At 37.4% G+C, this 25,811-nt stretch carries 25 protein-coding genes; 7 read left to right on the top strand and 18 right to left on the bottom strand.

The features are described 5' to 3' along the window. Positions 1 to 52: 52 nt before the first annotated feature. The 7 genes from RTR43_RS12890 to hemE all read right to left on the bottom strand — a co-directional run bounded on the left by RTR43_RS12890 (position 53) and on the right by hemE (position 9,859). Positions 53 to 1,615: a fatty acid--CoA ligase family protein gene (locus RTR43_RS12890; RefSeq protein ID WP_312472442.1), complete on the bottom strand. Its 1,563-nt coding sequence runs from the start codon at positions 1,613 to 1,615 to the stop codon at positions 53 to 55. Positions 1,616 to 1,755: 140 nt separating this feature from the next. After that, a complete protein-coding gene (gene lplA, locus RTR43_RS12885; protein WP_312472440.1) occupies positions 1,756 to 2,745 on the bottom strand; it encodes a lipoate--protein ligase in 990 nt (329 codons plus the stop codon). A 16-nt stretch (positions 2,746 to 2,761) separates the two neighbouring features. Continuing rightward, entirely contained in the window at positions 2,762 to 3,496 is a 735-nt protein-coding gene (locus tag RTR43_RS12880) for an MBL fold metallo-hydrolase (RefSeq protein WP_312472439.1), read from the bottom strand. A gap of 120 nt (positions 3,497 to 3,616) precedes the next feature. Further along, a complete protein-coding gene (locus RTR43_RS12875; RefSeq protein WP_312472438.1) occupies positions 3,617 to 5,782 on the bottom strand; it encodes a YhgE/Pip domain-containing protein in 2,166 nt (721 codons plus the stop codon). 435 nt (positions 5,783 to 6,217) lie between these two features. Further along, positions 6,218 to 7,660: a protoporphyrinogen oxidase gene (hemY, locus tag RTR43_RS12870; RefSeq protein WP_312472437.1), complete on the bottom strand. Its 1,443-nt coding sequence runs from the start codon at positions 7,658 to 7,660 to the stop codon at positions 6,218 to 6,220. A gap of 37 nt (positions 7,661 to 7,697) precedes the next feature. Beyond that, positions 7,698 to 8,633: a ferrochelatase gene (hemH, locus tag RTR43_RS12865; RefSeq protein ID WP_312472436.1), complete on the bottom strand. Its 936-nt coding sequence runs from the start codon at positions 8,631 to 8,633 to the stop codon at positions 7,698 to 7,700. A 179-nt stretch (positions 8,634 to 8,812) separates the two neighbouring features. Further along, the gene (hemE, locus tag RTR43_RS12860) at positions 8,813 to 9,859 is read right to left on the bottom strand and encodes a uroporphyrinogen decarboxylase (protein ID WP_312472435.1); all 1,047 of its coding nucleotides are present in this window, start codon (positions 9,857 to 9,859) and stop codon (positions 8,813 to 8,815) included. Positions 9,860 to 10,109: 250 nt separating this feature from the next. On the opposite strand from hemE, the gene RTR43_RS12855 reads away from it, so the two are divergent. Then, the gene (locus tag RTR43_RS12855; RefSeq protein ID WP_312472434.1) at positions 10,110 to 10,607 is read left to right on the top strand and encodes an antibiotic biosynthesis monooxygenase family protein; all 498 of its coding nucleotides are present in this window, start codon (positions 10,110 to 10,112) and stop codon (positions 10,605 to 10,607) included. 238 nt (positions 10,608 to 10,845) lie between these two features. Then, positions 10,846 to 12,018: an amidohydrolase gene (locus tag RTR43_RS12850; RefSeq protein WP_312472432.1), complete on the top strand. Its 1,173-nt coding sequence runs from the start codon at positions 10,846 to 10,848 to the stop codon at positions 12,016 to 12,018. Positions 12,019 to 12,039: 21 nt separating this feature from the next. On the opposite strand, the gene RTR43_RS12845 is transcribed toward RTR43_RS12850, so the two are convergent. From RTR43_RS12845 to RTR43_RS12835, 3 genes are all read right to left on the bottom strand, one after another. Next, on the bottom strand, positions 12,040 to 12,765 hold the full coding sequence (locus RTR43_RS12845) for an EcsC family protein (RefSeq protein WP_312472430.1): 726 nt from the start codon (positions 12,763 to 12,765) through the stop codon (positions 12,040 to 12,042). A gap of 98 nt (positions 12,766 to 12,863) precedes the next feature. Continuing rightward, positions 12,864 to 14,072, bottom strand: coding sequence for an ABC transporter permease (locus tag RTR43_RS12840; RefSeq protein WP_312472429.1), 1,209 nt, complete (start codon positions 14,070 to 14,072; stop codon positions 12,864 to 12,866). Further along, on the bottom strand, positions 14,065 to 14,805 hold the full coding sequence (locus RTR43_RS12835) for an ABC transporter ATP-binding protein (protein WP_312472427.1): 741 nt from the start codon (positions 14,803 to 14,805) through the stop codon (positions 14,065 to 14,067). The genes RTR43_RS12840 and RTR43_RS12835 overlap by 8 nt, the downstream gene beginning before the upstream one ends. Before the next feature lie 698 nt (positions 14,806 to 15,503). Between RTR43_RS12835 and RTR43_RS12830 the strand changes: the two genes are divergently transcribed. Next, positions 15,504 to 15,923 (top strand): HIT family protein, encoded by a 420-nt coding sequence (locus tag RTR43_RS12830; protein ID WP_312472426.1) that lies wholly within the window; start codon positions 15,504 to 15,506, stop codon positions 15,921 to 15,923. Positions 15,924 to 16,069: 146 nt separating this feature from the next. Then, positions 16,070 to 16,597, top strand: a complete 528-nt coding sequence (locus tag RTR43_RS12825; protein ID WP_312472424.1) for a tryptophan transporter — start codon at positions 16,070 to 16,072, stop codon at positions 16,595 to 16,597. A gap of 69 nt (positions 16,598 to 16,666) precedes the next feature. Here RTR43_RS12825 and yhzF read toward each other — a convergent pair whose 3' ends face one another. Then, positions 16,667 to 16,855 carry a membrane protein YhzF gene (gene yhzF / locus RTR43_RS12820; protein ID WP_312472423.1) on the bottom strand — a complete coding sequence of 63 codons (189 nt, stop codon included), beginning with the start codon at positions 16,853 to 16,855 and terminating at the stop codon, positions 16,667 to 16,669. A 349-nt stretch (positions 16,856 to 17,204) separates the two neighbouring features. Here yhzF and RTR43_RS12815 point away from each other — a divergent pair, with 349 nt between their 5' ends. Then, positions 17,205 to 17,780 (top strand): HTH-type transcriptional regulator Hpr, encoded by a 576-nt coding sequence (locus RTR43_RS12815; protein ID WP_312472422.1) that lies wholly within the window; start codon positions 17,205 to 17,207, stop codon positions 17,778 to 17,780. Here RTR43_RS12815 and RTR43_RS12810 read toward each other — a convergent pair. Then, entirely contained in the window at positions 17,777 to 18,124 is a 348-nt protein-coding gene (locus RTR43_RS12810) for a DUF1878 family protein (RefSeq protein WP_312472421.1), read from the bottom strand. The two genes, RTR43_RS12815 and RTR43_RS12810, sit on opposite strands and share 4 nt — an antisense overlap. Before the next feature lie 225 nt (positions 18,125 to 18,349). Between RTR43_RS12810 and RTR43_RS12805 the strand changes: the two genes are divergently transcribed. After that, positions 18,350 to 18,529, top strand: coding sequence for a hypothetical protein (locus tag RTR43_RS12805; RefSeq protein WP_007084261.1), 180 nt, complete (start codon positions 18,350 to 18,352; stop codon positions 18,527 to 18,529). Between the two features lie 108 nt (positions 18,530 to 18,637). Here the strand turns inward: RTR43_RS12805 and RTR43_RS12800 are convergent, their stop codons facing one another. Together RTR43_RS12800 and RTR43_RS12795 are read right to left on the bottom strand one after the other, a co-directional pair. Next, positions 18,638 to 18,730: a YjcZ family sporulation protein gene (locus RTR43_RS12800; protein WP_312472420.1), complete on the bottom strand. Its 93-nt coding sequence runs from the start codon at positions 18,728 to 18,730 to the stop codon at positions 18,638 to 18,640. Positions 18,731 to 18,765: 35 nt separating this feature from the next. Continuing rightward, positions 18,766 to 18,855 carry a YjcZ family sporulation protein gene (locus tag RTR43_RS12795; protein ID WP_248733900.1) on the bottom strand — a complete coding sequence of 30 codons (90 nt, stop codon included), beginning with the start codon at positions 18,853 to 18,855 and terminating at the stop codon, positions 18,766 to 18,768. A gap of 302 nt (positions 18,856 to 19,157) precedes the next feature. Here RTR43_RS12795 and RTR43_RS12790 point away from each other — a divergent pair, with 302 nt between their 5' ends. Then, on the top strand, positions 19,158 to 20,033 hold the full coding sequence (locus RTR43_RS12790) for a peptidylprolyl isomerase (protein WP_312472419.1): 876 nt from the start codon (positions 19,158 to 19,160) through the stop codon (positions 20,031 to 20,033). A 68-nt stretch (positions 20,034 to 20,101) separates the two neighbouring features. Here the strand turns inward: RTR43_RS12790 and RTR43_RS12785 are convergent, their stop codons facing one another. From RTR43_RS12785 to RTR43_RS12770, 4 genes are all read right to left on the bottom strand, one after another. Further along, on the bottom strand, positions 20,102 to 20,281 hold the full coding sequence (locus tag RTR43_RS12785) for a sporulation YhaL family protein (protein WP_312472418.1): 180 nt from the start codon (positions 20,279 to 20,281) through the stop codon (positions 20,102 to 20,104). A gap of 188 nt (positions 20,282 to 20,469) precedes the next feature. Next, the gene (yhaM, locus tag RTR43_RS12780) at positions 20,470 to 21,408 is read right to left on the bottom strand and encodes a 3'-5' exoribonuclease YhaM (RefSeq protein WP_312472447.1); all 939 of its coding nucleotides are present in this window, start codon (positions 21,406 to 21,408) and stop codon (positions 20,470 to 20,472) included. Between the two features lie 56 nt (positions 21,409 to 21,464). Continuing rightward, entirely contained in the window at positions 21,465 to 24,467 is a 3,003-nt protein-coding gene (locus tag RTR43_RS12775) for an ATP-binding protein (protein ID WP_312472417.1), read from the bottom strand. Positions 24,468 to 24,487: 20 nt separating this feature from the next. Continuing rightward, positions 24,488 to 25,708, bottom strand: a complete 1,221-nt coding sequence (locus RTR43_RS12770) for a metallophosphoesterase family protein (RefSeq protein ID WP_312472416.1) — start codon at positions 25,706 to 25,708, stop codon at positions 24,488 to 24,490. Positions 25,709 to 25,811 lie beyond the last annotated feature (103 nt).

Raw genomic sequence — 25,811 nt, 5'->3', positions numbered from 1 at the left:
TCGGTTCAGTCCAGCCCTTACGTCGCTGACCAGGGCGCTTGCGCTTTTCTTATTACTTCCCAACTGTTTGAGTTACCTGAGCTTTTAAGGCACGTCTTAAAATTTTCCCGGTAGTATTCTTTGGGAGCTCTTCAATAAACTCAATCGATGATGGAACTTTATATTTAGCTAAGTGCTCTTTACAATATTCAAGCAATTGCTCCTTGTTTAGTTCAGGGTTTTTACTGACTACATAGGCACTTACAGCCTCTCCTTGGTTAGGGTCTGGAACACCAACAACGGCCACTTCAACAACATCCGGATGTTCGTAGATAACTTCTTCCACTTCACGTGGATAAACGTTGTAACCACCAACGATGATTAAATCTTTTTTTCGATCAACAATATAGAAATATTCCTCTTCATCCATTTTAGCGATATCACCAGTATAAAGCCATCCATCCCGGATAGCTGCCGCGGATTCTTCAGGCATATTATAATAACCCTTCATAACGTTCGGGCCGCGGACGATAAGTTCGCCCGCCTCCCCAACCGGGACTACCTCACCAAGTTCATTAACGATTTTGTTTTCAACATTTAGAATTGAGGTTCCGATTGAACCGGGTTTGCGCGGACGGTCGAGCGGGTTAAAGCATGTAACGGGTGATGCTTCAGATAACCCGTATCCTTCGGAAATCATAACATTAAATTTTTGTTCAAAGTTCTTTAATAAGGCCACCGGAAGTGATGCCCCTCCTGAAATGCATAACCGCAAGGATTTTAGATCATCAGGATTTCCTTCTGGAAATTGATAGAGAAAATTATACATGGTTGGAACGCCGGCAAAAACAGTAGCCTCATATTCTTTTATTAGCGCAAAAATTTCCTTTGGACTAAATTTAGGTACAATTAACATGGTTGCTCCAGATACCAACGGTGCATTTAAGGAAACTGTTAAGCAAAAAACGTGGAACATCGGCAAAGCCGTAACAACTCTGTCATCATTATTCATTTTTAAATATACGCCGACATCCTTGGCATTACTGTATAAATTCTTATGAGTTAACATTGCACCCTTTGGTTTTCCCGTTGTTCCGGAGGTATAGAGGATAATGGCTGTATCATCCTCCTGCAGCTCAGGACCATGGAAAGGTAACACTCCTAAAGAAACTACTTCTGAAAACGATTTCATTTTTGGATAGACCGTAAGATTTTCAATTTCTGCTTGTACGATGCTATTTGGCTTCGTTTCACAAAAAACATAATGCTCAATTTTCGGCAGGAAGGCGTGCATTTTTTCAACTAATGGAATCGCTAAGTCAAGTGCTACGACCGCTTTAACGTCACCATTATTTAGAATATAGCCAATTTCATCTGCTGTATAAATCGGATTAATGGGAATGGCGGTTACCCCTAGCCGCAGTGCCCCATATAAGCTAATCACAAAATGTGGCGAGTTCCCTAGCAATAAGGCAACATGATCCCCTTGTTTGATCCCTAATTTTTCAAGACCTGAAGCAAATTTAGAAATCGCCCCATCCAATTCTGCATACGTACTTGACTGACCCATAAAATAATACGCTGGTTTTTCGGCAAATTTCTTCGCTGTTTCATGGAACTGTTCTGATAGATTCATAATTCCCCTCCCCTAGTGAATGAATCTTCATTCACTGATTCGTAAAAATTTTCTAAATATATTATATTGCTAGAATCTTAAGTATTCAAGCGATATAACAAAAAACACGATGATTTTTATCATCGCGCTTTGGTTGCCTCTTAGTAAATTAAGTTAATCAATTCTTCTTTTGAAATATTTCCGAAATAATAAGTCGTGTCAATATCCTTAAGTGCTGCTTCTAGCTCACTTTTTTCATAACGAGTATTTGTCAACTTATTCTCAAGTTCACTAACATCGCCTACACCAAAAAAATCACCGAATATTTTACAGTTTTCAATCAATCCTTTGTTAACCTCTAAGCAGACATCAATGAAACCAACTGGGAAACGGTGGGTGTGCCGTAGATTGAATTTCGGCGATTTTCCGTAGTTCCATTCCCAATTTTGATAACGCTCTTTTGATAGCTGTTGAATCTTTTCCCAATCGTCTTCTGTTAGCACATATTCTGGAATTTCTTCCTGACCTTCAAAAATGTATTTAAGAATCAGCGACCGGAATTCCTCGATTGTTATTTTCTCGGTCAGAAACTCAGAAATATTAGCAACTCGACTGCGGACTGATTTAATTCCTTTTGACTCGATTTTATCCTTCTTGACCTTCAAGGCTGATACAACATGATCCATTTCAGAATTTAACAGCAGGGTACCATGGCTAAACATTCGTCCCTTTGTTGAAAATTGCGCATTTCCGGAAATTTTCCTTCCCTCTACCTCGATATCATTCCTGCCACTGAGTTCTGCATTGACACATAATTTTTTCAGTGCTGCAATCACCGGTTCAGTGAATTTGCGGAAATTATGAAAGCTTTCCCCGTCATCTTTCGTAATAAAACTAAAGTTCAAATTGCCAAGGTCATGGTATACCGCTCCACCACCAGACAACCTGCGAACAACGTGAATCCCATTAGCCTCTACATACTCTGTATTAATTTCTTCAATCGTGTTTTGGTTTTTTCCAATGATAATCGAAGGCTCATTTATGTAAAATAATAAATATGTTTCATTAATATCAAGATTTTTCAATGCATACTCTTCGATTGCAAGATTCATGCGCGGATCGGTAATCCCTTTATTATCGATAAATAACATACGATTCTTTCCCTTCTTATAGTGAAATAGATTGAAATTCATCTGCAAGCTTAATTATACCAGTAAATTCACTGGATGCCTCGCTGATTAAATCAGATAAATTTCCGTAATGAGGCAGATGGGTAAGAATCAACTGTTTTACAACGGCAATTTTCGCAAGCCGTCCTGCCTCAATACTATTCATATGACCTGCCGACTTGCCGTTTTGATGTCCGTAAAAATTGCATTCACATAATAAAATATCAGCCCCTTTACTAAATTCTATTAATTCTTCTTTAAAGGAGCCGTCAGCAGTGTAGACAATCGTTTTACCTCCTACTTCGATTCTCATTGCATAGCAGGGGACAGGATGGTCTGTTTTGAGAAATGTTACTTGAAAAGGACCTACAGATAAAATGCTATTGGTATCATAAGCGATCCCTTTTGTGATAGTTTTATAAGTTAATTTAGTAAATTCATGTTGGTCATATTCATGGCCATAAAGTGGCAGTGTAGGGAATTCCTTTCCTAAAAATCCTTGAATTAATCTGGCATGCTGCAGGACACCAATATCGGCAAAATGATCGGGATGATAGTGAGAGATAATCACTGCATCCAGTTCTTCAGGTTGGATGATAGTTTGCAGCTTAGAAAGAACACCACTCCCACAATCGATTAATAATTGAAATCCTTCATGATCAAGTAAATAGCCAGAACTTGCCGCATTCTGCTTCGGATAACCACCCCAAAATCCTATAACAGTTAGTTTCATGTAAATACCTCCAAAATTTTTAAACATCTATTCCTAATATACGCAAAAATTGCTATCTTTTCATGATTCAATAAAAAATATGAAAAAAACCAGCCGAAATCAGGACGGCTGGTAATAAACTTATTCATTAACTAAATTATTATTTTGTAGTTTATATTGATGTTTGTGTTTCATTGTAAAATACGCTATTGTTCCAAGGGCGAATACAAGTAAGAAAGATAATAGAATCATGAAATTTTGCCACATGAAGCTAAAGTCACCACTCGAAATAACTGCCTTAAAGCCTTGAACCGAATAAGTCATCGGCAAGAATGCATTAAAATGCTGTAAGAAGTTTGGTATTAATTCAAGTGGGAAGGTTCCAGCACTTGTTGTTAATTGGAAGATTAAAATGATAATTGCAAGAAAACGTCCTGCATCAGCAAATACCGAAACAAGGAGCTGAATTAACGCAATAAACGTTAAACTTGTAATCACCGAAAACAGAATAAATTCCGGTATACTTTGTACATCAAGACCTAATCCTGCAAGGAGAATGATATCAGCAACTATGGCTTGGATAATCCCTACACCGGCCATAATGGAAAATTTGCTAAGAAACCAGTTAAATCCACTTGAAGGAACAACTGCCGTATCGCGAAGCGGGAAGACAATCGATAGAAGTAGTGCACCAACGAACAAACCTAAAGAAAGGAAGTATGGTGCAAATCCGGTTCCATAGTTTGGTACATGATTAATTTTTTCATTATCGAGTTTTACTGGATCAGCCATCATATTGTAAGTTTTTTCATCTGAATGAACTTTTGAAGCATCTTTTGCCCCATCTGCAAGCTTATCTGCCAGTTCCTTGGCACCTTCTGAAAGCTTTGTGGTACCGTCTTTTAGTTGGTCTGAACCAGCTGCTAACTGACCAGCCCCGCCTGTTAATTGGTTGGATCCATCAGACAATTGATTCATCCCAGCTGAAAGATCTTGAGAACCGGCAGTTAATTGAGTTGAACCTACATATAAGTCATGGATTCCTTGTTGTAAGGTTTTCTGACCATTATTAATAGTCCCAATACCGCCAATTAATTTATCAAAATAAGGGTTTGTTTGCGTTTTTATTTTTTCTTCTAGACCATTTGCTGCTCCAGATAATTTTTCATTCACCCCTGATTTAAATTGTTTGAAACCAGCATCCAGTTTTGGACTAAGCTCAGAGGAGATTTGTTGTTGAAGCTGTTCCTTCGTTGGTGCCTTTTGTTGTTCCGCCGTCATAATTCCGTTTACTAGCTGTGGCGAAACACCATTAGCCACTAATGTACTAGCAAGCTCTTTCATTTTAGCTGTTTGCTCGGCGATTGTTTGCTTAGCAATTTGGTCGGATAATGTTGCTGTTAATTGGGATTGGAAATAATCGATTCCAGTATTAAGTTCTCCCACACTTCCGTTCAATTGTTTACCAATTTCTGATGCTATTCCTGCAGGAAGGTCACGTTTCAACTGTTCAGCACCCGAAAATGCTTCCTGTGTACCTGCAATAAGCAATGGAATGTTGGAATCAGCTTTTGCTAATCCGTTTTTAAGATCCTTCGAGCCAGCAGCAAGTTTGTTTGCACCTGTGCCTGCTGATTTCATTCCATTATCAAATTCAATCGATTTCTTAGCCAATGTTGAAAGACCGTCATTTAATTCCTTGGAGCCTTTATTTAAATCTACTGAGCCATCACTTAGCTGACCTGCACCGTCGCTTGCTTTTACTACCCCATCAGCAACCTCGGAAATTTTGGTAAACATCGTTTCAGCGTAAGTCTCGGTTACTTTTTCAGCAACAGCCGTTTTGATTTTCTCTACAGCTGAGCCGCCGATTTGTGCTGAAAGGAAGTTAAAGCTTTCGTTTGGAGTATAGATCAGTTCCAGTTTTTTCGGCTTTTCATCCAATAATGTAGTTGCATTTTTGGAAAAGTCTTTTGGAATTTCGATGACCATATAATATTTTTCGTCTTTTAACTTTTTATAACCTTCATTCTTGTCTACAAATTCATAACCAAAATCTTTACTTTCCTTTAAGTTAGAAACTAAATCATCACCTAGCTTTAGGTGAATCCCATCAAGTGTTGCACCCGTATCATTATTAACGACCGCAACCGGCAGTTCGTTAAGCTTGTCATATGGATCCCAGAAAGCCCATAAAAACATCCCAGCATACAAAACAGGGACAAACATAACGGCGATAATGGGAATCAGCACTTTTTTATTTTTGAAAATCGTAAATAGCTCTTCTTTTAACAAGATGTTTTTCACCTCATTTGCCTCCTTTTTAATTATTGACCGTTTTGTTCATTTGGTCATTCGTGTTCTAAAAATAAGGATTATCTTGAGGGACAATCCAATTAACAAACCATTTATCTAGACTTAAAGCGCCTAATAATGACCATTTGAACAATTTGGTCAGTTAATACTTTAAGAGTATACATCTAATTTTATTTGATGGCAAGTAAAAAAAAGCGGAAAGCCCACGAAATCAAATTTTTAATTCTCTTATTTATAAAAAAACTATCATGAGCCTCAACTCCCAACCCTACCATGGATATAAATTTAGAGAACAAGACGTAGTCACCTAATAAAGGCGGTGAGAGCAGAGCTAGACTTCACATCTTTCGTCTAGTGAAATGGGTATTTCACTTTAACATTCATTTTTGCGGCGCTCCGCCCCTTTCCACAGAAAAGAAGCTGACATTAATGAACAGCTTCCTTAGATAAATCATTCAATTTTAAAAACTTTAACACAGATTGGACGGCGTCCTCTCCTTGATCAATGCAATCAGGAACACCAACACCACCGTATGAGGAACCTGCTAAGAATACCCCTGGTAACTCCGTATTTACTTGTTCCAGAATAGCTGCCAGCCGCTGTTTGTGCCCTACTGTATATTGCGGCATAGAATTATTCCAACGGGAAACAATCGAGAATTCTGGATTCATCGTTATATCCATGGTTTTCTTTAAGTCATCAAGCACAATCTTGATGATTTGATCATCAGAAAGGTCGACAATTGTCTCATCACCTGCTCGACCTACATAACAACGGAGCAATACTTTTCCTTTAGGAGTAGAATGAGCCCATTTTTTATGTGTCCAAGTGCAAGCAGTGATGGAATAATCGCTGTTTCTTGAAACAACAAATCCCGTTCCGTCTATATCTTTCTTTATTGCTTCCTGAGGAAAGGCTAAAGCTACAGTTGCAACGGAGGTTGAAGGAACTGTTTTAAATGGATCAAAAAAACTATATTCTGAAAACATCATTTGCGTTACTTTGTGAGGGGTGGCAGCAATAATACAATCTGCCTTTACCGTTTCCCCATTATTAAGGTAAATTTCGTATTTTTGATTTACCTTTGTAATTTTTTCAACTCGGTGTCCCTTTAATATAGACTTAGGATCCAGTTTTGCTTCAATCGCTTCAGCAAATGATTGAAGCCCGGTTTTGAAGGTTAAGAAACCCCCATTTGTTTTTTCCTTTTGATCGACTTTTTTTGGTTTGGAAGGACTAGATTTTTTCATGCCTATGATCAGGCTTCGGTATTTCTGTTCAACCTCATAAAATTGTGGGAAAGTGGACATTAGGCTTAATTGATCAATATCTCCAGCATAAATACCTGATAATAATGGTTCAATTAAATTTTCAACCACTTCATCGCCTAGTCTTCTTCTAAAAAACTCACCTAATGATTGGTCTTTTCCACTTTCTGACCGAGGTAGAATAAAATCAGCCGCAGCTCTTAGTTTACCGGGAATGGAAAAAAGACCTGTTGTTATAAATGGTCTTATCTCCGTTGGAATTCCCATGATCGAACCACCGGGCATTGAGTGAAGTTGCTCGTTAACGAGAACATACGATTTACCCGTGGAATTAGGAACTAATTTATCATCCATTCCGACTTCCTTTGCCAGTCTTATCATGCTTGTTTTCCGAGCCAGAAAGGAATCTGGGCCTCTCTCTATCGTGTAGCCATCCCGGACAACGGTTTGCATCTTACCTCCGAGACGGTGCGATGCTTCGATGAGTTCAATTTCGATGGGGAGTGAATGCTCTTGAACAGTTTTTTGAAGATAAAAAGCTGACGTGAGCCCAGTTATTCCTCCCCCAATAATGACAACCTTCTGTTTGCCTTCCGTCACGGACGTCACCTTCTTCCATTTAATTCCTTATGAAAACTCATTCCATTGTCATTTTGAGGACGACAGCTGCCAAGCACTCAACAAACTCTTCCTTGGCATTCGGCATTTCTGGACGATAATAGCTTGCTCCTATTTCGTCCGTTACATTTTTACATTCGAAATCATTATCATATAGCACTTCAAGGTGGTCACAGACAAACCCTACAGGTGCATAAACGAATGCTTTATAATGATGCTCTCTAAATAAATCCCTTGTTAAATCCTGCACATCGGGACCTAACCAAGGTTCTGGAGTATTTCCGGCGCTTTGCCAGCCAATTTGGTAATTTTTGATTCCAGCAAGTTCGGCAATTAAATCAGCCGTTTCCTGTAACTGTTTTGGATAAGGGTCTTGGAATTGTAAAATCTTCTCTGGCAAGCTGTGTGCCGAAACAATAAGTACAGCATCATCTTTTTCTTCTTCCGGCATCTGTTCGAAGATTTGTTTTACTTTCTCCGCCCAGTATCCAATAAATTTGGGTTCCTGATACCAGCTCTCAATCGTTCTTATTTTTAATTCGCCGCCCAACTTTTCTGCTTTCTCTAGAGCTCGTCCGTTATACGATTTTACGCTGAAGGTAGAAAAATGCGGTGCAAGAACTATACTTACAGCCTCTTTGATACCGTCATCATGCATTTTTTGAACAGCATCTTCAATAAATGGTTCAATGTGTTTTAACCCTAAATACATTTTGAATTCAATTTGATCTTGAATATTATTTAAATATTCTTCAAGCTTTTCTGCCTGTTCTAGGGTGGTTTTTGCTAGAGGAGATATCCCGCCTATCGCTTCATATCGATTACGAAGCTCTTCAATCATCTCAGGAGTTGGCTTTCTGCCATGACGAATATGCGTGTAATATCTCTCTAAATCATCTAATTTATATGGGGTACCGTATGCCATTACCAACAGTCCCATTTTCTTTTTTGTCATATTTCGCACCTCATTATAAGTCTCTTCGTGTTTGCCTTTTCCTTTTCAGTTAAAAAAGGGCCATTAATCCACAATCAGTAAATCTACTTCATTTATCCTAATGACCCATAAAAAGCAACTCATATTATTGTGCCAAAAAATTGGACTACTTACCAATTAAAACACTTATGAATGAGAACTTAACGACTTAATTTGGAAGCGGAATACTCATGAATAAATGAAGCTAATTTTTTCAATGTTTCTGGATTAACGGAAGGGAATACACCGTGACCTAAATTAAAGATGTAGCCATCCTGAGCCATTCCTTGATCTAAAATTGCTTTGGCTCTTTCCTCAATGACCTCCCAAGGAGCTAAAAGAATCGCTGGATCCAGGTTACCTTGAACCGTTTTATGAATGCCCATTGCTCTTGCTTGATGAATCGGCAGGCGCCAGTCTAAACCTACAACATCAAGCGGAAGGTCATTCCATTCTAATGCAAGATGGCTTGCTCCAACTCCGAACATGATTAACGGAACATTTTCTTCTTTTAGCGCAGTAAAGATTCGATTCATAACAGGCTTGATGAAATAACGGTAATCCTCTACATTCAATGCCCCTACCCAAGAATCAAAAATTTGGATTGCCTTTGCTCCTGCGCCTATTTGCGACTTCACGTATGTAATGATCATATCGCCTAGTTTATCCATTAATGCAAACCATGCTTTTGGCTCTGTGTACATGAAGGCTTTTGTCTTATTATAGTTTTTCGAAGGTCCGCCTTCGATCATATAGCTGGCAAGGGTAAATGGTGCACCTGAAAAGCCAATAAGCGGCACAGACAATTGCTCTTTAGTTAATAACTTGATTGTATCCAAAACATAGGGAACATCTTCTTCAGGATGAATTTCACTAAGTTTTTCAACATCGGCAAGAGAACGGATGGGATTATCAATAACGGGCCCAATTCCACCCTTAATTTCAACATGCATCCCCATGGCTGGAAGAGGCGTCATAATATCTTTGTATAAAATCGCTGCGTCAACGTTATACTGTTCAACAGGTAAACGAGTGACATAAGCGCAAAGTTCGGGCTGATGCGTGATTTCAAATAATGAATACTTTTCTTTAATCTCTCTGTACTCCGGTTGTGAACGCCCTGCTTGGCGCATATACCAGACAGGTACGTGATCTGTTTTCTCTCCTCTTGCTGCTTTTAAAAATGTTTCATTAATAGGTCTTGTCATGAATAAAGTCCACCTTTCAAAGACATGTCTGTTTTCTATTTTAATATATAAAACCTAAATTTAAAAACTCTGGTTATATGTAGACTGTCTCCACTATATCTATTAATCCTATTTGTGTATAGCAAACGATAATAACTGTCAAAAAAAAGTCGTTTTTAGCGTTATTAATTTGTTTGATTTAACAGTAAGCATACTGGAAAATAATTAGTATAGACTAGTAGAAAATCAAATATTAAGGGGGAATTTTCATATGAATGTCTATATGACCGCTGGAACGTTCGATTTTTTAAAAAGGATGGAAACCACCTATCCAAGTGAAATAATGGTGACAATGGTCAATGAAAATGGAGCGTTATTACTTCATGAAACAAAAGGGAAAACCTTATTTAAAGAACCACGTCGCTATGAATTGCTGGAAGGAAGCGGTGAAATTAAAAAAGATGGCTTTGTGGTCATACAAAATATTCCCGTGGCAGAAGAAGGTCGCCCCGTATTTGAACATCAGATGAAAAATTGCGTAAACAAAGTGGAGAATGAGTCAGGCTTTAAATTTTTCCGAGTCCTCCGCCCATTATCCTCCAATACATACGTCATCATGACTGTGTGGGACAATGAATTATCTTATCAAAAATGGCAAAATTCCAAGACTTTTTTTGTAGCCCAACAAACGAAAGATTTCGTGAAAAACCAGCAGCCAAAAATTTTCGAAAGCGCTTCATACGTAAGTAAATATTCGATCACTGAATAGGCGTTCGTACACCTCTGGTAAGACCAGATCTTGTTCCAGTTATGATAAGCCTCCTTGTAACCACGATAGCGTCGATGTTATTGATATAAATGATAAGAGGCTGAAAGTGTCAGCCTCTTTTTATAGGACAGTTGCGTTCTAACATACTTTTAAAAATAAAGACATAAAATAATCAAATGAATAGCAGAAAGTGTTAAAATAGTTTGAAAAAACAATTAAATGGATTGGAGGATAACAAATGCTAGACATGTTGTTTACTAAATTAGAAGCTTCTTATGAAGATATGGTCGCTATCCGGAGATACCTGCATCAGCATCCGGAATTATCCTTTCAGGAATATGAAACGGCAAAATATATCCAATCCTTTTACGAAAAATTGAATATAGAAGTAAGAGGTAGTGTAGGTGGCAATGGTGTTGTTGCAAGGGTATATGGCCGCAAGCCAGGTAAAACAGTTGCGTTGCGTGCAGACTTTGACGCATTGCCCATCCAAGATGAAAAGGATGTTCCCTATAAATCATTAGTCCCCGGTGTCATGCATGCCTGTGGGCATGACGGCCATACCGCAACTCTTCTTCTTCTGGCAAAAGCATTAAATGAACTTAAAGACCAGCTTGAAGGAACGTATGTCTTTATTCATCAACACGCAGAAGAATATGCACCGGGCGGGGCAGCAGCAATGATTGAGGATGGCTGTTTAGATGGCGTCGATGTTATTTTCGGCACCCATTTATGGGCCAGTGAACCAACCGGAACCATCCAATATCGGACAGGTCCGATCATGGCAGCGGCAGACCGATTTGAGATTGAAATCCAAGGAAAAGGGGGACACGGTGCCGAACCCCATAAAACGAAGGATGCGATTGTAACAGCTGCTCAGTTAGTAGTTAATCTCCAACAAATCGTCAGCCGCAGAGTCAATCCCGTAGAAGCTGCTGTCGTCACGGTTGCCTCCTTTACAGCCCAAAATGCCTTCAATGTGATTGCTGATAAAGCAAAACTTGTAGGGACCGTTCGTACCTTTAATGAAGAAATTCGAACATTCATTGAGGAAGAAATAGATAGGGTCATCCATGGTACTTGTTATTCGTCCGACAGTACCTATATTTATGATTTTGTAAGAGGTTACCCAGCTGTGGTCAATCATGAAAAGGAAACGGAGTTTCTGATTGGCTGTGCCAAACACGTGACCGAGGTAAAAGCAATCACAGAAACTGAAATGCACATGGGCGGGGAGGATTTCGCTTTCTATTTACAAAATGTTCCGGGGACATTTTTTTTCACCGGTGCGAAACCGCTTGGTGACGCAGGAGGATATCCACATCACCGCCCTAAATTTGATATTGATGAAAAGGCGATGCTAATTGCCGCAAAAACCCTTGGAACAGCAGCGATAAAAATCCACTCTTAAAATTTTAAAAACCCCTGAACTTTAGTCTTGTTCAGGGGCTTTTTGCAGCAATCTTAGGCGATAGGCATTCATAGCCGTTTCACCTAAATGCTTTAAAAGATTATTATTAGCATAGGCACCTACAAATGCGCCAATACCAGGGACAAGTTGGAGCATTTTTGCAAAATCAATATAATCCCGGTACTCTTGCTGGAACTTACGCCAATCCATTTCAACAAGAACCTGCTTGCGGCTTTCCCAATTTTCAATATCGGATAATGTTTTCCGCCGAATTTCATCACTGGAAAAAGCAAGCTGAAAAACATGAAGAATAAATAACCGTTCTCCATAATCCTTAGTATCGAAACCGTAAACGGATGCTGCTTCAAAAAGAAATTTCATCTTAATCGAAAGCAGTAACGGAAAGTCAGCAAGACCAAGTAAAATTCCCCCTGCTCCCGTACCTGCTCCCTCGACCACTGCTGTTTTCTGATAGGTAGAAATTTTTTTGCGCGCCAATTCATCTCTTTCTGCAAGCGTTAACCCACGAGCTTGATCTTTATTTGTAGTAGCCTGGGAACCGAACAATGTGGCTTTTACCATCGCTTTAATACTCTCCGTCATCACCGCATGAACTTTCTCAGGAATCCATTCATTTATTTTCCCTTGTGCTTTTTTCGATAAACGATTCATCATTCCTGAACGTCTCGTTAGTTTCCGTTTCCAATCCACTACTTCCTCGTACACCTTTAATTCATATTCATTCATTGTGCCCCACCTTTCTCAATAATCTATGCTTAATTACACGCTTGGACTCGGCCAATGTTTCAAAAAAATCTCCCTTCAACCTGAAAGGAGATTTTCCACTATACCTTTAACCGATTTTTGCTGTATAGATATACGAATAAATAGCTAAACAAAGCACCTGCCACTAATGCAAGCAGCGCAATGACCATTTCGCCTTTAATAAGGATAAACAAGGCAAATATGACAGTTTGAATGAATAAAATTATTATTAATAGTAAATGGAAAGCAGAAATTTTATACTTTGGGGCAACCGGATATAAGTCAACCCAAAGCTTGTTTTGGTGATGATTCCAAAGCGGTAACAGTTGAAACCCGGTCAAATATAAAAATAAAACGCTAAGCAAGATTTGACCCAAACCAAAGGATATAAAATAAATACCAAGTATCCCAATGATAGTTAAACGAATAAAGAGTCCTAAATAATCAGAAGAGCGCAAAAATGTTCGCGAAAACAAATAAAGATAGGTCTTGTCCTGAGAAAAGGCCATCTGATTAATAAAAATGTCAAGCCATTTTCGCCTTTTGACAGTAGCCTTTAATTGAGGCACATCAGTAAACAAGTTTGCAAGGCGATAAAAGGACGACATTCGTTTCTCTTCCCCATCAATTAATAAATCCCATTTGAGACCCATTTTTCTAGTTCGAACAAAAAATGAACGATAATAAAACGCCATCACAACAATTAACAACAGGATGAGAAGGTTTTCTTGTTTAAATAGAAGGAACGTAAACGTTGCATTAATGAAATAACGTACGACCATGTCCCAGCGGTAAACTGAGGGCTGAACGAAATAATGGATTCTCCAACTAGTAGCCATATTCCAGGATTTAACGATTAACAAGACAAGCAAAAAGAGAAAAAATAATCGAAAACCGCTGCTATTAATATGGGCATACATTGGCATTAGTACCGCTAGAACCATCAATAGAATATACCCTTGAAAGGCCAGACTTATTACACCAGAACGGAGGAAATATCCCTTTAATTTATTTTCCAACGGGATTAAAAATACCTGATCCGGTTCAAGCAGAAAGTTATAAACCGGACTGTATGTTAACAATACCCCGATAAGAATCGCGATAATGATTTCTGCAGGAAAATCTGTTGGGAGTGTTACAATCCATTTTTGATAATAAAAGGCTCCAGCTCCAATTAGAAATAACAACACAATGACAAGATGCCCGTTAAATATGTATCGTAAATATCTCCCTAAATCCTTTACACGACCGCCTGCCCGGTCCTTCCAAAGTTTGTTATCATCAAACATAATTTTCTTCCTTCGTCAATTGAATATACAAATCATCTAATGATGCTGATGGCATTAAGAATTGTTCTCTTAACTCCTCAATTGTCCCTTTAGCGCGGATTTTCCCCTCATGCAAGATAATAAAACGGTCACAATATTTTTCCGCCGTGGCCAGAATATGTGTCGACATTAAAATACCTGCCCCATTTTCTTTCATTTTTTTCATCAAATCGAGGAGCGATTGAATCCCAAGTGGATCAAGGCCAACAAACGGTTCATCGACGATATAAAGCGCGGGCTGAACAAGGAAGGCACACATAATCATCACCTTTTGTTTCATCCCTTTTGAAAAATGTGCAGGGAACCATTTTAATCGTTTTTCCATTCTAAATTCAGATAGTAGGGTAGTAACGCGCTCTTTATAAATGGACTCATCTAAACCGTAAGCCATAGCGGTAAGTCGCAAATGCTCTTCCAATGTCAGTTCCTCATATAAAACAGGTGTTTCCGGAACAAACGTAAACAATTTACGATAGGCTTCTTTGTCTTCGATAAAGGATTTCCCCTTTATTTTTATCACCCCTTGGTGCTGCTCCATTAATCCGATAATATGTTTAATGGTTGTACTTTTCCCCGCCCCATTCAAACCAATGAGTCCGACCAGCTCACCCTCCTGAACTTCAAAGGAAACATCCTTTAAAACAGGATTCCTTGTATAACCTCCAACAAGATTTTCAATTGATAATAAAGACATTTGCAACGTCCTTCCGTAGCATGATTATAATTTTCATTTTATCAAATTGTGGACGATAAAAATAGGAATTCACTTTTTCGATACTTTTTGTATATTTCTTTCACTAGCGGACATCATAATATTCGAAGGGGAAACAACTTACTTCGATGAAGAAATTCATCAAAACTTGAAATGAGGTGTCTGTTAAAGACAATTTCTTTTCAAACAAGTGAGCTTCCAATCGTTTCAGATAAGGGGATGGTTGTTTTGTACAATGTGCATGCTAACCATTTAGAGTTCAAATAACACCAACTGTTTATCTTAAAGTAAACTCGCTGACTGGCGAGCCCCTTAGGGCGAAGACATAGGCGTAGTTGCACTTATGCCTGAAAGGAAAGTGATACTTTCCTATCGGCTAAAAAAATAAACATAATAATGAGGTGTTTACCGCAGATCGCTACCCGTTTTTATAAGTTGGGAAACATATAAAAACTTAAATAGGGGATGGTCAGCTTGAACAATGATGTCTCTTTTATAAAAAACACTCTATGAAAAATGAGGTGTTTATCAAAGAACACTCCTAATTAAACGTACCTTTTGAAGCATTTCCCCTTCGAGAGGGCAGGATTCCATGCGGATCCTGCCTTTTTCTTTTTTACACCATTTTCGAGATGTGTGGTAAAATAATACAAACATTTCTAGAAAGGGTTGTGTATCAAATGAGTGATTGTATTTTTTGTAAAATTGTTAACGGAGAAATACCTGCAGCAAAAGTTTTTGAAAATGAGCATGTCTTAGCCTTTTTAGATATCAGTCAGGTGACCAAAGGACATACCCTTGTTATCCCCAAGATACATAAGGAGAATTTATTTGAATTAACTCCTGAAATTGCGAGAAATGTATTTGAAGTAATACCTACTATTGCCAATGCTTTAAAAAAGGAATTCGAACCTGTCGGATTAAACACAATCAATAATAACGGGGAAAAAGCAGGACAGTCAGTTTTCCATTTCCATTTGCATTTGATTCCACGGTATGGCAATGGCGATGGATTTGGAGCGGTTTGGAAAAATAACCAAAGTGATTATTCACCTCATTTACTGCAAGAAATGGCAGCTAATATTAAAAAGCAGCTATAAATCTTCGATAACAATAAATTATCAGAAAATTATATCTTTATTAAAATAATATTAATATGTTATAATGATTGTAAGTTTTTCGCTGCAGGCATGAGCGCACTGCAGGAGGAACTAAATCGCTTAGAAGAGCAGAGGAGAGATGAGAAATGAATACAAAAAACCTGGTAATTTTATCACTATTAGCGGGGATTGGGGTAGTTCTGCACACAGTAATGCCAGCATTCCTTACCATTAAGCCAGACATGATGTTAGCAATGATGTTTTTAGGGATTATTCTTATTCCAGAAATTAAAAGTGTTATGCTTTTAGCCATTGTGACTGGAGTATTGTCAGGCTTAACAACCGGGTTTCCTGGTGGAACAATTCCGAATATCATTGATAAGCCTGTGACTGCTTTAATCTTTTTCGGTTTGTTTTTAACTCTAAAAAAATACATCAACCCGATTGTTTGTGCTGGTGTATTAACAGCCGTAGGAACATTAGTTTCAGGTTCTGTTTTTTTAACCGCAGCCTATTTCCTAGTTGGTTTACCTGGTCCCTTCGCCGCACTATTTGCAGCAGGTGTTTTACCCGCTATCGCACTTAATACCGTAATTATGGTTATTTTGTATCCAATAGCTCAATCCATTTTTAAAAGAACTAAATTTACATCAGCTTCCGTCATTCAAAAATAATGTACGGGATCCTTTTTAAGAAAAGAACCCCTGGGGTTCTTTTCTTAAATTCAAATAGGATTGATTCTATTAAAAATAGGACAGTATGAAAGCAATTAGTAAGCATATCCCTCCGCCACCCGCTAAAGCTGCAACTCTCTTCTTTAAAACTTGTTTGGGTGGATAAACACCGGGTCTTTTTAGGTCAAAAATATATTTACATGTTCCCAAAAAGAGAGTCGCACTTAAGATAAAAAACATCACAGTTATACTCTTCATTTTTATCCTCCCAGTAGATTCAAAGATTCGAACAACCGTTGTAACTATATATATGTTTTACCGTCCATTCCTATGAGCAAGGTATCTTATACTCCCAGTGATTTACTAATATAAAAAGTACTCGGGATTGAAAGAAACTGTTCAAAAACGGAAGAAGAAATTAAAATATAATAAATATCCTAATGAATTAAGGAGGAATAAGCCATTTAAAGCGTAAGATTTCAAAAAAATTAAAATTTCAATATTAATTTTTACTGATTTCTAAAAATTTTGTGAATTTATATCTTTATTAATTTTTATTTTATTGGCATAATGATAATAGAGAAATAAAAAGTGGGTGAAAATGGGGATGACAGAGAAACAATATTCAATGAAGGAAGCTTTGCTCTTTAGTCAAAGAATTGCACAATTAAGTAAAGCCTTATGGAAATCAATTGAGAAAGACTGGCAGCAATGGATAAAGCCTTTTGATTTAAATATTAATGAACATCATATTCTGTGGATTGCCTATCATTTGAATGGTGCTTCTATCTCGGATGTGGCGAAATTTGGAGTTATGCATGTCTCAACAGCGTTTAATTTTTCAAAAAAGTTAGAAGAAAGGGGTTTATTGAAATTTTCAAAGAAAGAAAATGACAAACGCAATACGTATATCCAACTTACTGAAAAAGGTGAAGATATTTTACTTCAGTTACTGGAAACTTATGAACCAAACGGAAATGCTGTATTTTCGGGTGCTATGCCACTTCGAGAATTGTATGGTAAATTTCCTGATATAATTGAAATGATGGCGATTGTCCGCAACATTTATGGCGACGATTTTATGGAAATCTTCGAGCTGTCATTCCATAATATTGAAAGTGAGCTTGTTGAGGAAAATGGGAAACTAAAAAAAGCTGTAAAAGCCGAACAAGAACTTGCTTAAAGCTTTTTCTCGTATTTTCCTAACTCTTGAAATAGCGGCTCATAAAGATCTTGGATTATGCACGCCTTAATTACTTCTTTGACCGTCAAGTTTGCTGGTATGGACGTAGACAATTCATTGAAAAGCGGATGAAAGTATACATAACCTTCCGCTTTTTGTTCTTCTAATTTCATGCTCAATTCGTCACATTTAGTAAAGAACTTCTCAGTTTCTAGCTCGGTTATGCCGTTTTCAATAATAAGCTTATAAAATTCGAGTTTTGGATTGTTAAGCAACTTTATTATCAGCCTTTGGTGATATTCAAGAAGTTTAATTCTATCTAAAAGCAATTCATGTTCAATCATATATTACCCTCTTTTCACATTACCCTATGTACATTATTAACCTTTTAGAGACATGGGTAAACCCTTATTAAACAGATGTAAAATAAATATTTAATGTCTTGCTCTAATTTATCGATCATGATGGCTTACTAATTCTAAGATTCTTCCATTCTTTATTACTATCTTTTTTTCGAAATATTTGATATTGTATAAAGCATAACCCGAACAACAGGGAGGGAATCGGTGATGATCTCCGTTTTTATTGTCTTTGCTATTTTTATCTTGTTTTATGTAAATAAAATGACCAATTCTCTTTGTATTCAAAAAGAAATACCGGAAGAAAACCAACATAAAGTGTTTCGTACCATTAATGTTCTAATCACTATATTACTGATCTCTTCTTATCTGGAAATTTTATATACATAATCCAACTATTTAGCTAAAATTGAAGTAATGGATTTATGATTTAAGAAGCAATCCACTAAAAATGGAAGCGATGAGGTATATCTCATCGCTTTTAGTTTGCCTTTTTTATTAAAATACAAAAGAAGCGCCAATTATAATTAATAAGATGAAGAGAACCACGACTAATGCAAACCCACCACCATAACCTACTGCACCAGACATATAATCAACCTCCTTTCCTTATTGTAAAATTCCTATTAATAAATCCAGGATGCCCCAACAATAATCAGTAGGATGAAAAGGACTATAATTAGAGCAAAACCAGCTTCATATCCTTCGCTCAACATAATACCTCCTTTTTCATTTACTACGATATCCTATTCAAACCGTATTCATTTCGATTAGGCACTTGGCTTATTTTTTAGCTATTCCGATTTTATATCAAAAAATTCGGAACTTCTTAATACAATTTAGCCGCTGAGTTTTCCCTTTTCGACTTGTGTTTAATTTTGGAATAGTCCCGGATGTTTTTGAGTGATTTTCATTATCCATTCACAGTTTATTTTTTGCAGGAGTTCCCATTTATGTTATAGTTAACTTTGTGGACAAATTAACGCACAAGAAATTTACTATTTAGGAGAGATTCATCATGAAAAAATGGATATTAGCCCTTACATTAGCTGGCGGGGTTCTTGCATTAAGTGCATGTAATCAAAGCGGTTCCACTAAAGTGGCCGAAAGCAAGGTTGGAAATGTTACTCAAGAAGATCTTTACAACACAATGAAGGAGAAGTTTGGAGACCAAGCCCTTCAACAGCTAGTATTCGAAAAAGTTCTTTCCAAAAAGTACAATGTGACTGATAAAGAGTTAAATGATAAAATTAATCAGTTAAAAACAGAACTTGGTGCAAATTTTGATGCTACAATAGCCAAATATGGCTATAAAAACGAAGCGGATTTAAAGAAAACAATGAAGCTTGGCATGATGCAGGAAAAAGCAGCAATGAAAGGCGTAAAGGCCACTGAAAAAGAATTAAAGGATTACTATGATAACTTCCAACCAGATATAAAGGTATCCCATATACTGGTTAAGGATGAAGCAACCGCAAATGAAGTAAAGAAGAAGCTTGATGGTGGTGCCAAATTTGATGAAGTAGCAAAGGAATATTCAACTGATACAGCGTCTGCACAAAATGGCGGTGATTTAGGTACAATTAATAACACGAATAAAGAACAATATGATAAGGATTTTATGAAGGCTGCTTATGCACTTAAAGTCAATGAAATTAGTGCACCAGTGAAAACATCATTCGGTTATCATATTATCAAAGTAACAGATAAAAAAGAGAAAAAATCATATGCTGATATGAAGAATGAAATTGAATATCAAGTAAAGTCAGCAAAATTAACAAGCGATGCGATCAATAAAGCAATGCAGCGTGAACTAAAAGATGCAAACGTAAAAATCAACGACAAGGACTTAAAAGACGCTCTTAATCCACAAACAACTGCTGCACATCAATAAGTGAAAATGATATTAATTCTGGTGTATATATAAAAAGGGGGACTCATGTAATATGAGTCCCTCCTTTTTTATTCTGCATCTTCACGTCGTATTTCCTTTTCACGCTCCAGCCGTTTAATATAGATTTCTCCTTCTTCCTCGATATTTGCCATTTCTAATTGTCGCTCTTCTTTGCCTGTTTTAATTGCCATCAATGCACTGACGACGATTCCAACCACGACAGCATAAATCCAAATAGGTATAGTCAATTTCTATTGCTCCCTTCCTAGTGGTTGTCCACTTTTAATTACAACTTATTCGATTTATCCTAAAATATTCATTTCATATCAAAAAAAAATAACCCATTAGGGTTATTTATGGCCGATAGGAAAGTATAACTTTCCTATTAGGCATAAGTGCAACTACGCCTCTGTCTTCGCCTAACGGCGAGTTTTCTTTAAAAAACAGGCTTATAAAACGAGCGGTTATCCAAGGCAAAGATACGCTCAGAAAACTCACCAGGTTTAACTCTCTCTAAAGCCCGGTCGAGCATATTCATTTTCGCATCAAGGTTATCAATATAATGAAGCATCTCTGCTTCTTTAATTAATGGCGGCTTTGGACTTCCCCATTCAGCTTTGCCATGATGGCTAAGGACAAGGTGCTGGAGAATCAAGACTTCTTCGCCAGTTATCCCCAGCTCTTCAGCTGCTTTTCCGATTTCGTTAATCATAATGGTAATATGCCCAAGTAAATTCCCTTCAATCGTATATACCGTCGAAATCGGGCCCGATAATTCCATTACCTTCCCCATATCATGTAAAATAACACCTGCATACAGCAAGTCCTTATCAAGGCTAGGATATAAGGTAGCAATCGCCTTTGCTAAATCAAGCATGCTTACCACGTGAAATGCAAGACCGGAAACAAATTCATGATGATTTTTAGTTGCTGCGGGAAATTCCAAAAAGGCCTTTTGATGCTTTTTGATTAAATGACGAGTAATCCTTTGAATGTTTGGATTCTTCATCTCAAAAATATACTGGGTCAGCTTGCTAACCATCTCTTCCTGGCTTAATGGTGCCGTCTCAAGAAAATCATCCAGCTTCACACCATCAGAAGGCCCAGTTTTTCGTATCTGGCGAATTTTAAGCTGACTTTTTCCGCGATAATTTTGTACATCACCAATTATTTTCACAATGTTCTGGGCTGCGTAGTTCTTTTCGTCTTCTTCATGAGCATCCCAAAGCTTTGCTTCGATTTCCCCACTTTGGTCTTGGAGAATTAACGTCAAAAACGGCTTGCCATTGCTCGCAATCCCTTTTGTGGAACTTTTTATTAAAAGAAATAATTCAACTTGTTCCCCAACATCATAATTCAATATTCCTTTATTCATAGCTAATTTCACCGCTCCTTCCCACTAATAGAAGTATACCATAACCCACTATAAGTCTATGAAATAATCTCAACAGCACCTTTTGCTAAACTTAGAATATTTTCCTTTGGAAAAAGAGGAAGTAAATGACGATGACAAGTGAAAAACAAAATTTGATTTCGTTCGAGCTGATTGAGAAGCTCAATAATCTTTTCCGTTCTTCCAGCATCAAAATTAACAAAGCTATCATCGATGATAATGGGAAATTGATATTTTTCATAAAGAGTTGTCGCCAAAGCCAACCGAATCGATACATATAATTGTTCCGTCGTTGCTTGGCTTAGTTCATTTGCTTCAAAAAGAGTATGATCCTCACGTTCAACTAGGAAACCAGAACCTGACTTTTGAAGGTGAATCTTTCGATAACTACCCGTTGTAAGAAAAGCCAAGTATTCTTCGGCTTTGGCGAGCATCCTTGGTAAATGAACATTTTTGTACTTTTCAATTGTTTGCGACAGGAACTCTTGAGCCAAGCAATAAATAGACCACTCTTTTGCTGCCTCTTCTAGCTCAAATTTTTTCTGTTTGTAGTGATGAAGGATATCTGAATAAATGCCACCATCTTCGATAATTTGGATCTCATACTTTATTAAAGCATCTTCCTCTTGAAGCTTTTTTAATTCTGATTGCAGATACTGTGCTTCTTGGTTACATTCTGTAATTAATTCATCACTTTTATGAATTGGTAAATAGCTTTCCCTTTCCTGAATAGTGAGAATCGAGTACTGCAGCTGACTTTTGAGATTTTCGTGTCTTTCAAGGAGCCTTCCTTGTTTTTCAGCTCTTGCACCAAGTTCATAATATTTCTGCTCTGTTTCTACATTTGCAGCAATTAGGAGCCTATTATACTCCGCTTGTAAAATCTTTAACTCCTGAGATTTTTGCTTCAAATCCGCTTCAAGTTCAGCAAGCTTTCCCGTCCTCTCTTGACTCTTTATTTGCTTTTCATGCTCTTCCTTAAGCTTTTTTCGAAGAAGATAGGCTGAGTTATGTAAATCTAAGCCTTTTTCTTGTAAAAAATGATTCTCATAAGATTTAAAACCCTCCACTATTTGGGTCTGCTGCTGATTTATTTGTTCTAGTCTTATCTGCAATTGGTTTTTCTCTCTGCAAATAGATTTATATTGCTCAATTAACTCAAAAGCTTCGTCTAAAAAAGAAGTAGCAATATATTCGGGTATCTTTAATTCACTGCTTATGGACAAGAGCTTTTCTTTATTTTGAGCTGATTCTAATTCCCATTCTTCAAATTTTGAAATTGCCTTTTCATATTGAGATTGCTGTTGTTTTAGCTTCATTTTTAACATTTGCAGTTCTTCTCGTCGTCGATTATCAAGAACTAATTGATCCTCGAGTTTTGTAATATCCAAATATTCTGCCGATTGGAGTTTTTGTTTTAACTGTTTTTCCTTTTCTCTTAAACCATAAAGTGTTTGATCCATCTCTTCTTCTGTAAATTTCTTTGAGCTTTTCATCATAAAAATAGCAATGACAATACAGCCTAGCACACCTAGACACAACAGGACCCAATCCTTTGTAAACAAGCCATACAATGTTAGCCCGAATAAGATCAACTCAAAGAGAAAAAACTGGAGTTTTTTCTGCTGTTTACTTCTTTCATTTGAGGCTTTTTCCCGCTCATTTGTCTGCTGATAGAATTCTATTTTGTCTTGTAAGGCCGTTAATTCCCATCCAAGGCTTTTCTTATCATTTCCATGACTCATCTGCTCCTCGAGCAGTAACCTTTCCTGTTTAGCAAGAACTTGGCTCTCAGCCAATCGGACATCTTTTTCTATTTCTTCCAACCTATTTTTTTCTTCTTGATAACATTCCTCTAACTCTTCCTTTACTACTTCTAGCTTTTGTTTTTTTCGAGAAACTATTTCTACCTGTTTTTTCACATAAATATTTGTATTGATGTCAAAGATGTCTTCCTCATTTAAAGGCAAATGAAGCTTCTCCCTTGTAATGGAAAGCTTATCCTCATACTCTTCTAGTTTTGTTTCACCTTGCTGCTTCTCCAGCTTCAATTGTTCAATAATCGGAACTTGATCAAGCAATGTTAGGATATTGGACTCGTTTTCAAGGTAAGACAAATCCGGTTGGAGATTAGCCAATTCTTTTTTCAAATTTTCTTGTCTTTCGGATATACTTATTATCTCGGCATTGTAGGGGTGGATGAGCTGATTTATTTTTTCGATTCTTTCAATCCCGCGGACCGGGAACTTGATTTCTCCTAGCTCGTTAAGCTCTTTCTTTGTCCATTTTTCTTCTCTGACGATAGACTCTATTCTCTTCCATTCATTTAATTTTTCGACCTTTTCGCTGACTTCCTGAATCTTGCCGTTTATCACTGCCATTTGCTGCTGCATGAACTCTTTCTTTTCTAGCAGATTTTCATATTCTTTATTTTTTGCAGCTGCTTTTTTCAATTCTCCATTTAATTCATGAAGTTCCTGTAATTTTTCATTCAAGATTGGTTTCTTACCTGAAGGCTTGAAGCGGGTATCTAACTCTTTCTGCAGAGTCGATTCAGTTTTTGATAACTGTTCGGTGCCCAGGGTTCCCGCAGAAAATAAGAATTTCCCAATATCTTCGCCCTTCATTTGATGTATGTTCTGAAGACCATGTATATTAAAAGAAAAAACCGCTTGAAATAGGCTTTTATCAAAGTTTGCTACAAGATCTTTAAGAAACTCCTCGCCGCCAATTATCCCAGTATCCGTGACTACCTTAACATCGCCTGCTGCTTTTCCTTTGACACGTTCAATGACAGCAAATCCGAGCTCTTCATGATAAATTCTGATTTTGCCGCCATATTTTGTACTATGCTTTGGCTCGTAGCGAAGCTCTGATTGTTGCTTTGTAGGAAAACCAAATAGAATACCATGGATAAAGGCCATGATCGTAGACTTGCCAGCTTCATTTTCGCCATAGAAAACTTGAAAATCTTCTAGATTCGTAATTTTAACATTCTCTAATTGACCGTAGCCGTATATATGCATCTCAAGAATTTTCAATCGTCATCTCCTCCTTTCTATTAGGATTGATATAGTAATTCAATTAGCAATTGCTCCGCTTTTTCGATTAGTTCCTCTTGCTCGATTTTAGGTAAATGTGATAAATACTTTCTCCCTAAATGGTGCTCATATAAAGGGGCTAAGGCTTCATCGGCATCGTCATAATGTTTTATGGTTTCAAAGAGTTCTCCATAAAAATTGGCATCAGTTTTTAATTGTTCTTTGTCAATGGGCACACTTTCCGTAATGTTAAAGTCTACTACCCAAACAAAGGACTCCTCATCCTTTTCGTCTTCTAAAAGGAGATCAAGTAGTTCACCATCCAAGCTTCTTTTTTCACGATAATCATCTAATTGAATATTTTTCAAAAAAAGTGTTAATAGTGTTCCCACTTGATCTTTCCGTACACTGTTGATGGCAGTTTGGCATAAATGGAGGATATCATGAAAGCTGCTCGCGGAGGCTGCATCAATCACAGCTTCCTCCCAAATAATATCGGATGCTTCGATATAATCCATTTTTGCCTTATTATCTGCCAAAGTGACATGATAAAACCCTTTACTTCCAGACTCTTTCTTATTTCTCCCTTGGATGTTACCTGGATAAATAATTGGCGGGTTTTCCGACAATATTGCGCGTTTATGGATATGTCCTAAGGCCCAATAATCAAATGCTTTTTGCAGTAGATCCTTGACTGAAAATGGAGCATAGTTATCATGCTCAGTTCCCGCACTTTCATTAGCATGAAGAATGCCAATATGATAATCTGCCCCTTCAATCTTCTTATAATCGTCTATTTTTCGTTCAAACACATGCCTAGTTGCATAGCTAAAGCCGTAAAGATGAACGATTTCACCACTCTTTGTTCGTAGCACCTTTGTTTCAACCTCGCTATGAAACATATGAACATTGTCAGGCATGTTAAGGTGCACCCATGAACCGTTTAAATGGTCGTGGTTTCCATGAACAACATAAACAGGAATTTCTTTTTCTGCCAGCTTAAGCATTTCCTTCCGAAAGCGCGATTGTGCCCGAAGGCTGCGATCCTCTCCATCAAATAAATCACCCGCTAAGATGACAAAATCAACTTGATGGTCAATAGCCGCAGCTGTTAGCTTTTTTAAGGCTGTAAAGGTACTCTCTTTTACTCTTGTAAAGATGTTTCCTGGCAAATGCTTTAATCCGACCATTGGGCTGTCCAAATGGAGATCAGCCGCGTGAATAAACGATATTTTTCCCATAGAATTTTCCTTTCAGCGTTCTTTTCTTTATTGTACCATCCAAAAAACACGAATGCACGTTCTTGTTTAAAAATAAAGAAAACTCGCCGATTAGCGAGCCGTT

The sequence above is a fragment of the Neobacillus sp. genome (assembly GCF_031988165.1).
GTDB lineage: Bacteria > Bacillota > Bacilli > Bacillales > Cytobacillaceae > Neobacillus > Neobacillus rhizosphaerae.
This window is presented reverse-complemented; position numbering and strand designations above follow the sequence as displayed.

Bases quoted from the DNA above. Each gene is read 5' to 3' on its own strand.
- RTR43_RS12890 (WP_312472442.1), bottom strand. From the start codon at position 1,615: ATGAATCTATCAGAACAGTTCCATGAAACAGCGAAGAAATTTGCCGAA.
- lplA (WP_312472440.1), bottom strand. From the start codon at position 2,745: ATGTTATTTATCGATAATAAAGGGATTACCGATCCGCGCATGAATCTT.
- RTR43_RS12880 (WP_312472439.1), bottom strand. From the start codon at position 3,496: ATGAAACTAACTGTTATAGGATTTTGGGGTGGTTATCCGAAGCAGAAT.
- hemH (WP_312472436.1), bottom strand. From the start codon at position 8,633: ATGACAAAAAAGAAAATGGGACTGTTGGTAATGGCATACGGTACCCCA.
- hemE (WP_312472435.1), bottom strand. From the start codon at position 9,859: ATGACAAGACCTATTAATGAAACATTTTTAAAAGCAGCAAGAGGAGAG.
- RTR43_RS12855 (WP_312472434.1), top strand. From the start codon at position 10,110: ATGAATGTCTATATGACCGCTGGAACGTTCGATTTTTTAAAAAGGATG.
- RTR43_RS12850 (WP_312472432.1), top strand. From the start codon at position 10,846: ATGCTAGACATGTTGTTTACTAAATTAGAAGCTTCTTATGAAGATATG.
- RTR43_RS12845 (WP_312472430.1), bottom strand. From the start codon at position 12,765: ATGAATGAATATGAATTAAAGGTGTACGAGGAAGTAGTGGATTGGAAA.
- RTR43_RS12840 (WP_312472429.1), bottom strand. From the start codon at position 14,072: ATGTTTGATGATAACAAACTTTGGAAGGACCGGGCAGGCGGTCGTGTA.
- RTR43_RS12835 (WP_312472427.1), bottom strand. From the start codon at position 14,805: ATGTCTTTATTATCAATTGAAAATCTTGTTGGAGGTTATACAAGGAAT.
- RTR43_RS12830 (WP_312472426.1), top strand. From the start codon at position 15,504: ATGAGTGATTGTATTTTTTGTAAAATTGTTAACGGAGAAATACCTGCA.
- RTR43_RS12825 (WP_312472424.1), top strand. From the start codon at position 16,070: ATGAATACAAAAAACCTGGTAATTTTATCACTATTAGCGGGGATTGGG.
- yhzF (WP_312472423.1), bottom strand. From the start codon at position 16,855: ATGAAGAGTATAACTGTGATGTTTTTTATCTTAAGTGCGACTCTCTTT.
- RTR43_RS12815 (WP_312472422.1), top strand. From the start codon at position 17,205: ATGACAGAGAAACAATATTCAATGAAGGAAGCTTTGCTCTTTAGTCAA.
- RTR43_RS12810 (WP_312472421.1), bottom strand. From the start codon at position 18,124: ATGATTGAACATGAATTGCTTTTAGATAGAATTAAACTTCTTGAATAT.
- RTR43_RS12805 (WP_007084261.1), top strand. From the start codon at position 18,350: ATGATCTCCGTTTTTATTGTCTTTGCTATTTTTATCTTGTTTTATGTA.
- RTR43_RS12800 (WP_312472420.1), bottom strand. From the start codon at position 18,730: ATGTCTGGTGCAGTAGGTTATGGTGGTGGGTTTGCATTAGTCGTGGTT.
- RTR43_RS12795 (WP_248733900.1), bottom strand. From the start codon at position 18,855: ATGTTGAGCGAAGGATATGAAGCTGGTTTTGCTCTAATTATAGTCCTT.
- RTR43_RS12790 (WP_312472419.1), top strand. From the start codon at position 19,158: ATGAAAAAATGGATATTAGCCCTTACATTAGCTGGCGGGGTTCTTGCA.
- yhaM (WP_312472447.1), bottom strand. From the start codon at position 21,408: ATGAATAAAGGAATATTGAATTATGATGTTGGGGAACAAGTTGAATTA.
- RTR43_RS12770 (WP_312472416.1), bottom strand. From the start codon at position 25,708: ATGGGAAAAATATCGTTTATTCACGCGGCTGATCTCCATTTGGACAGC.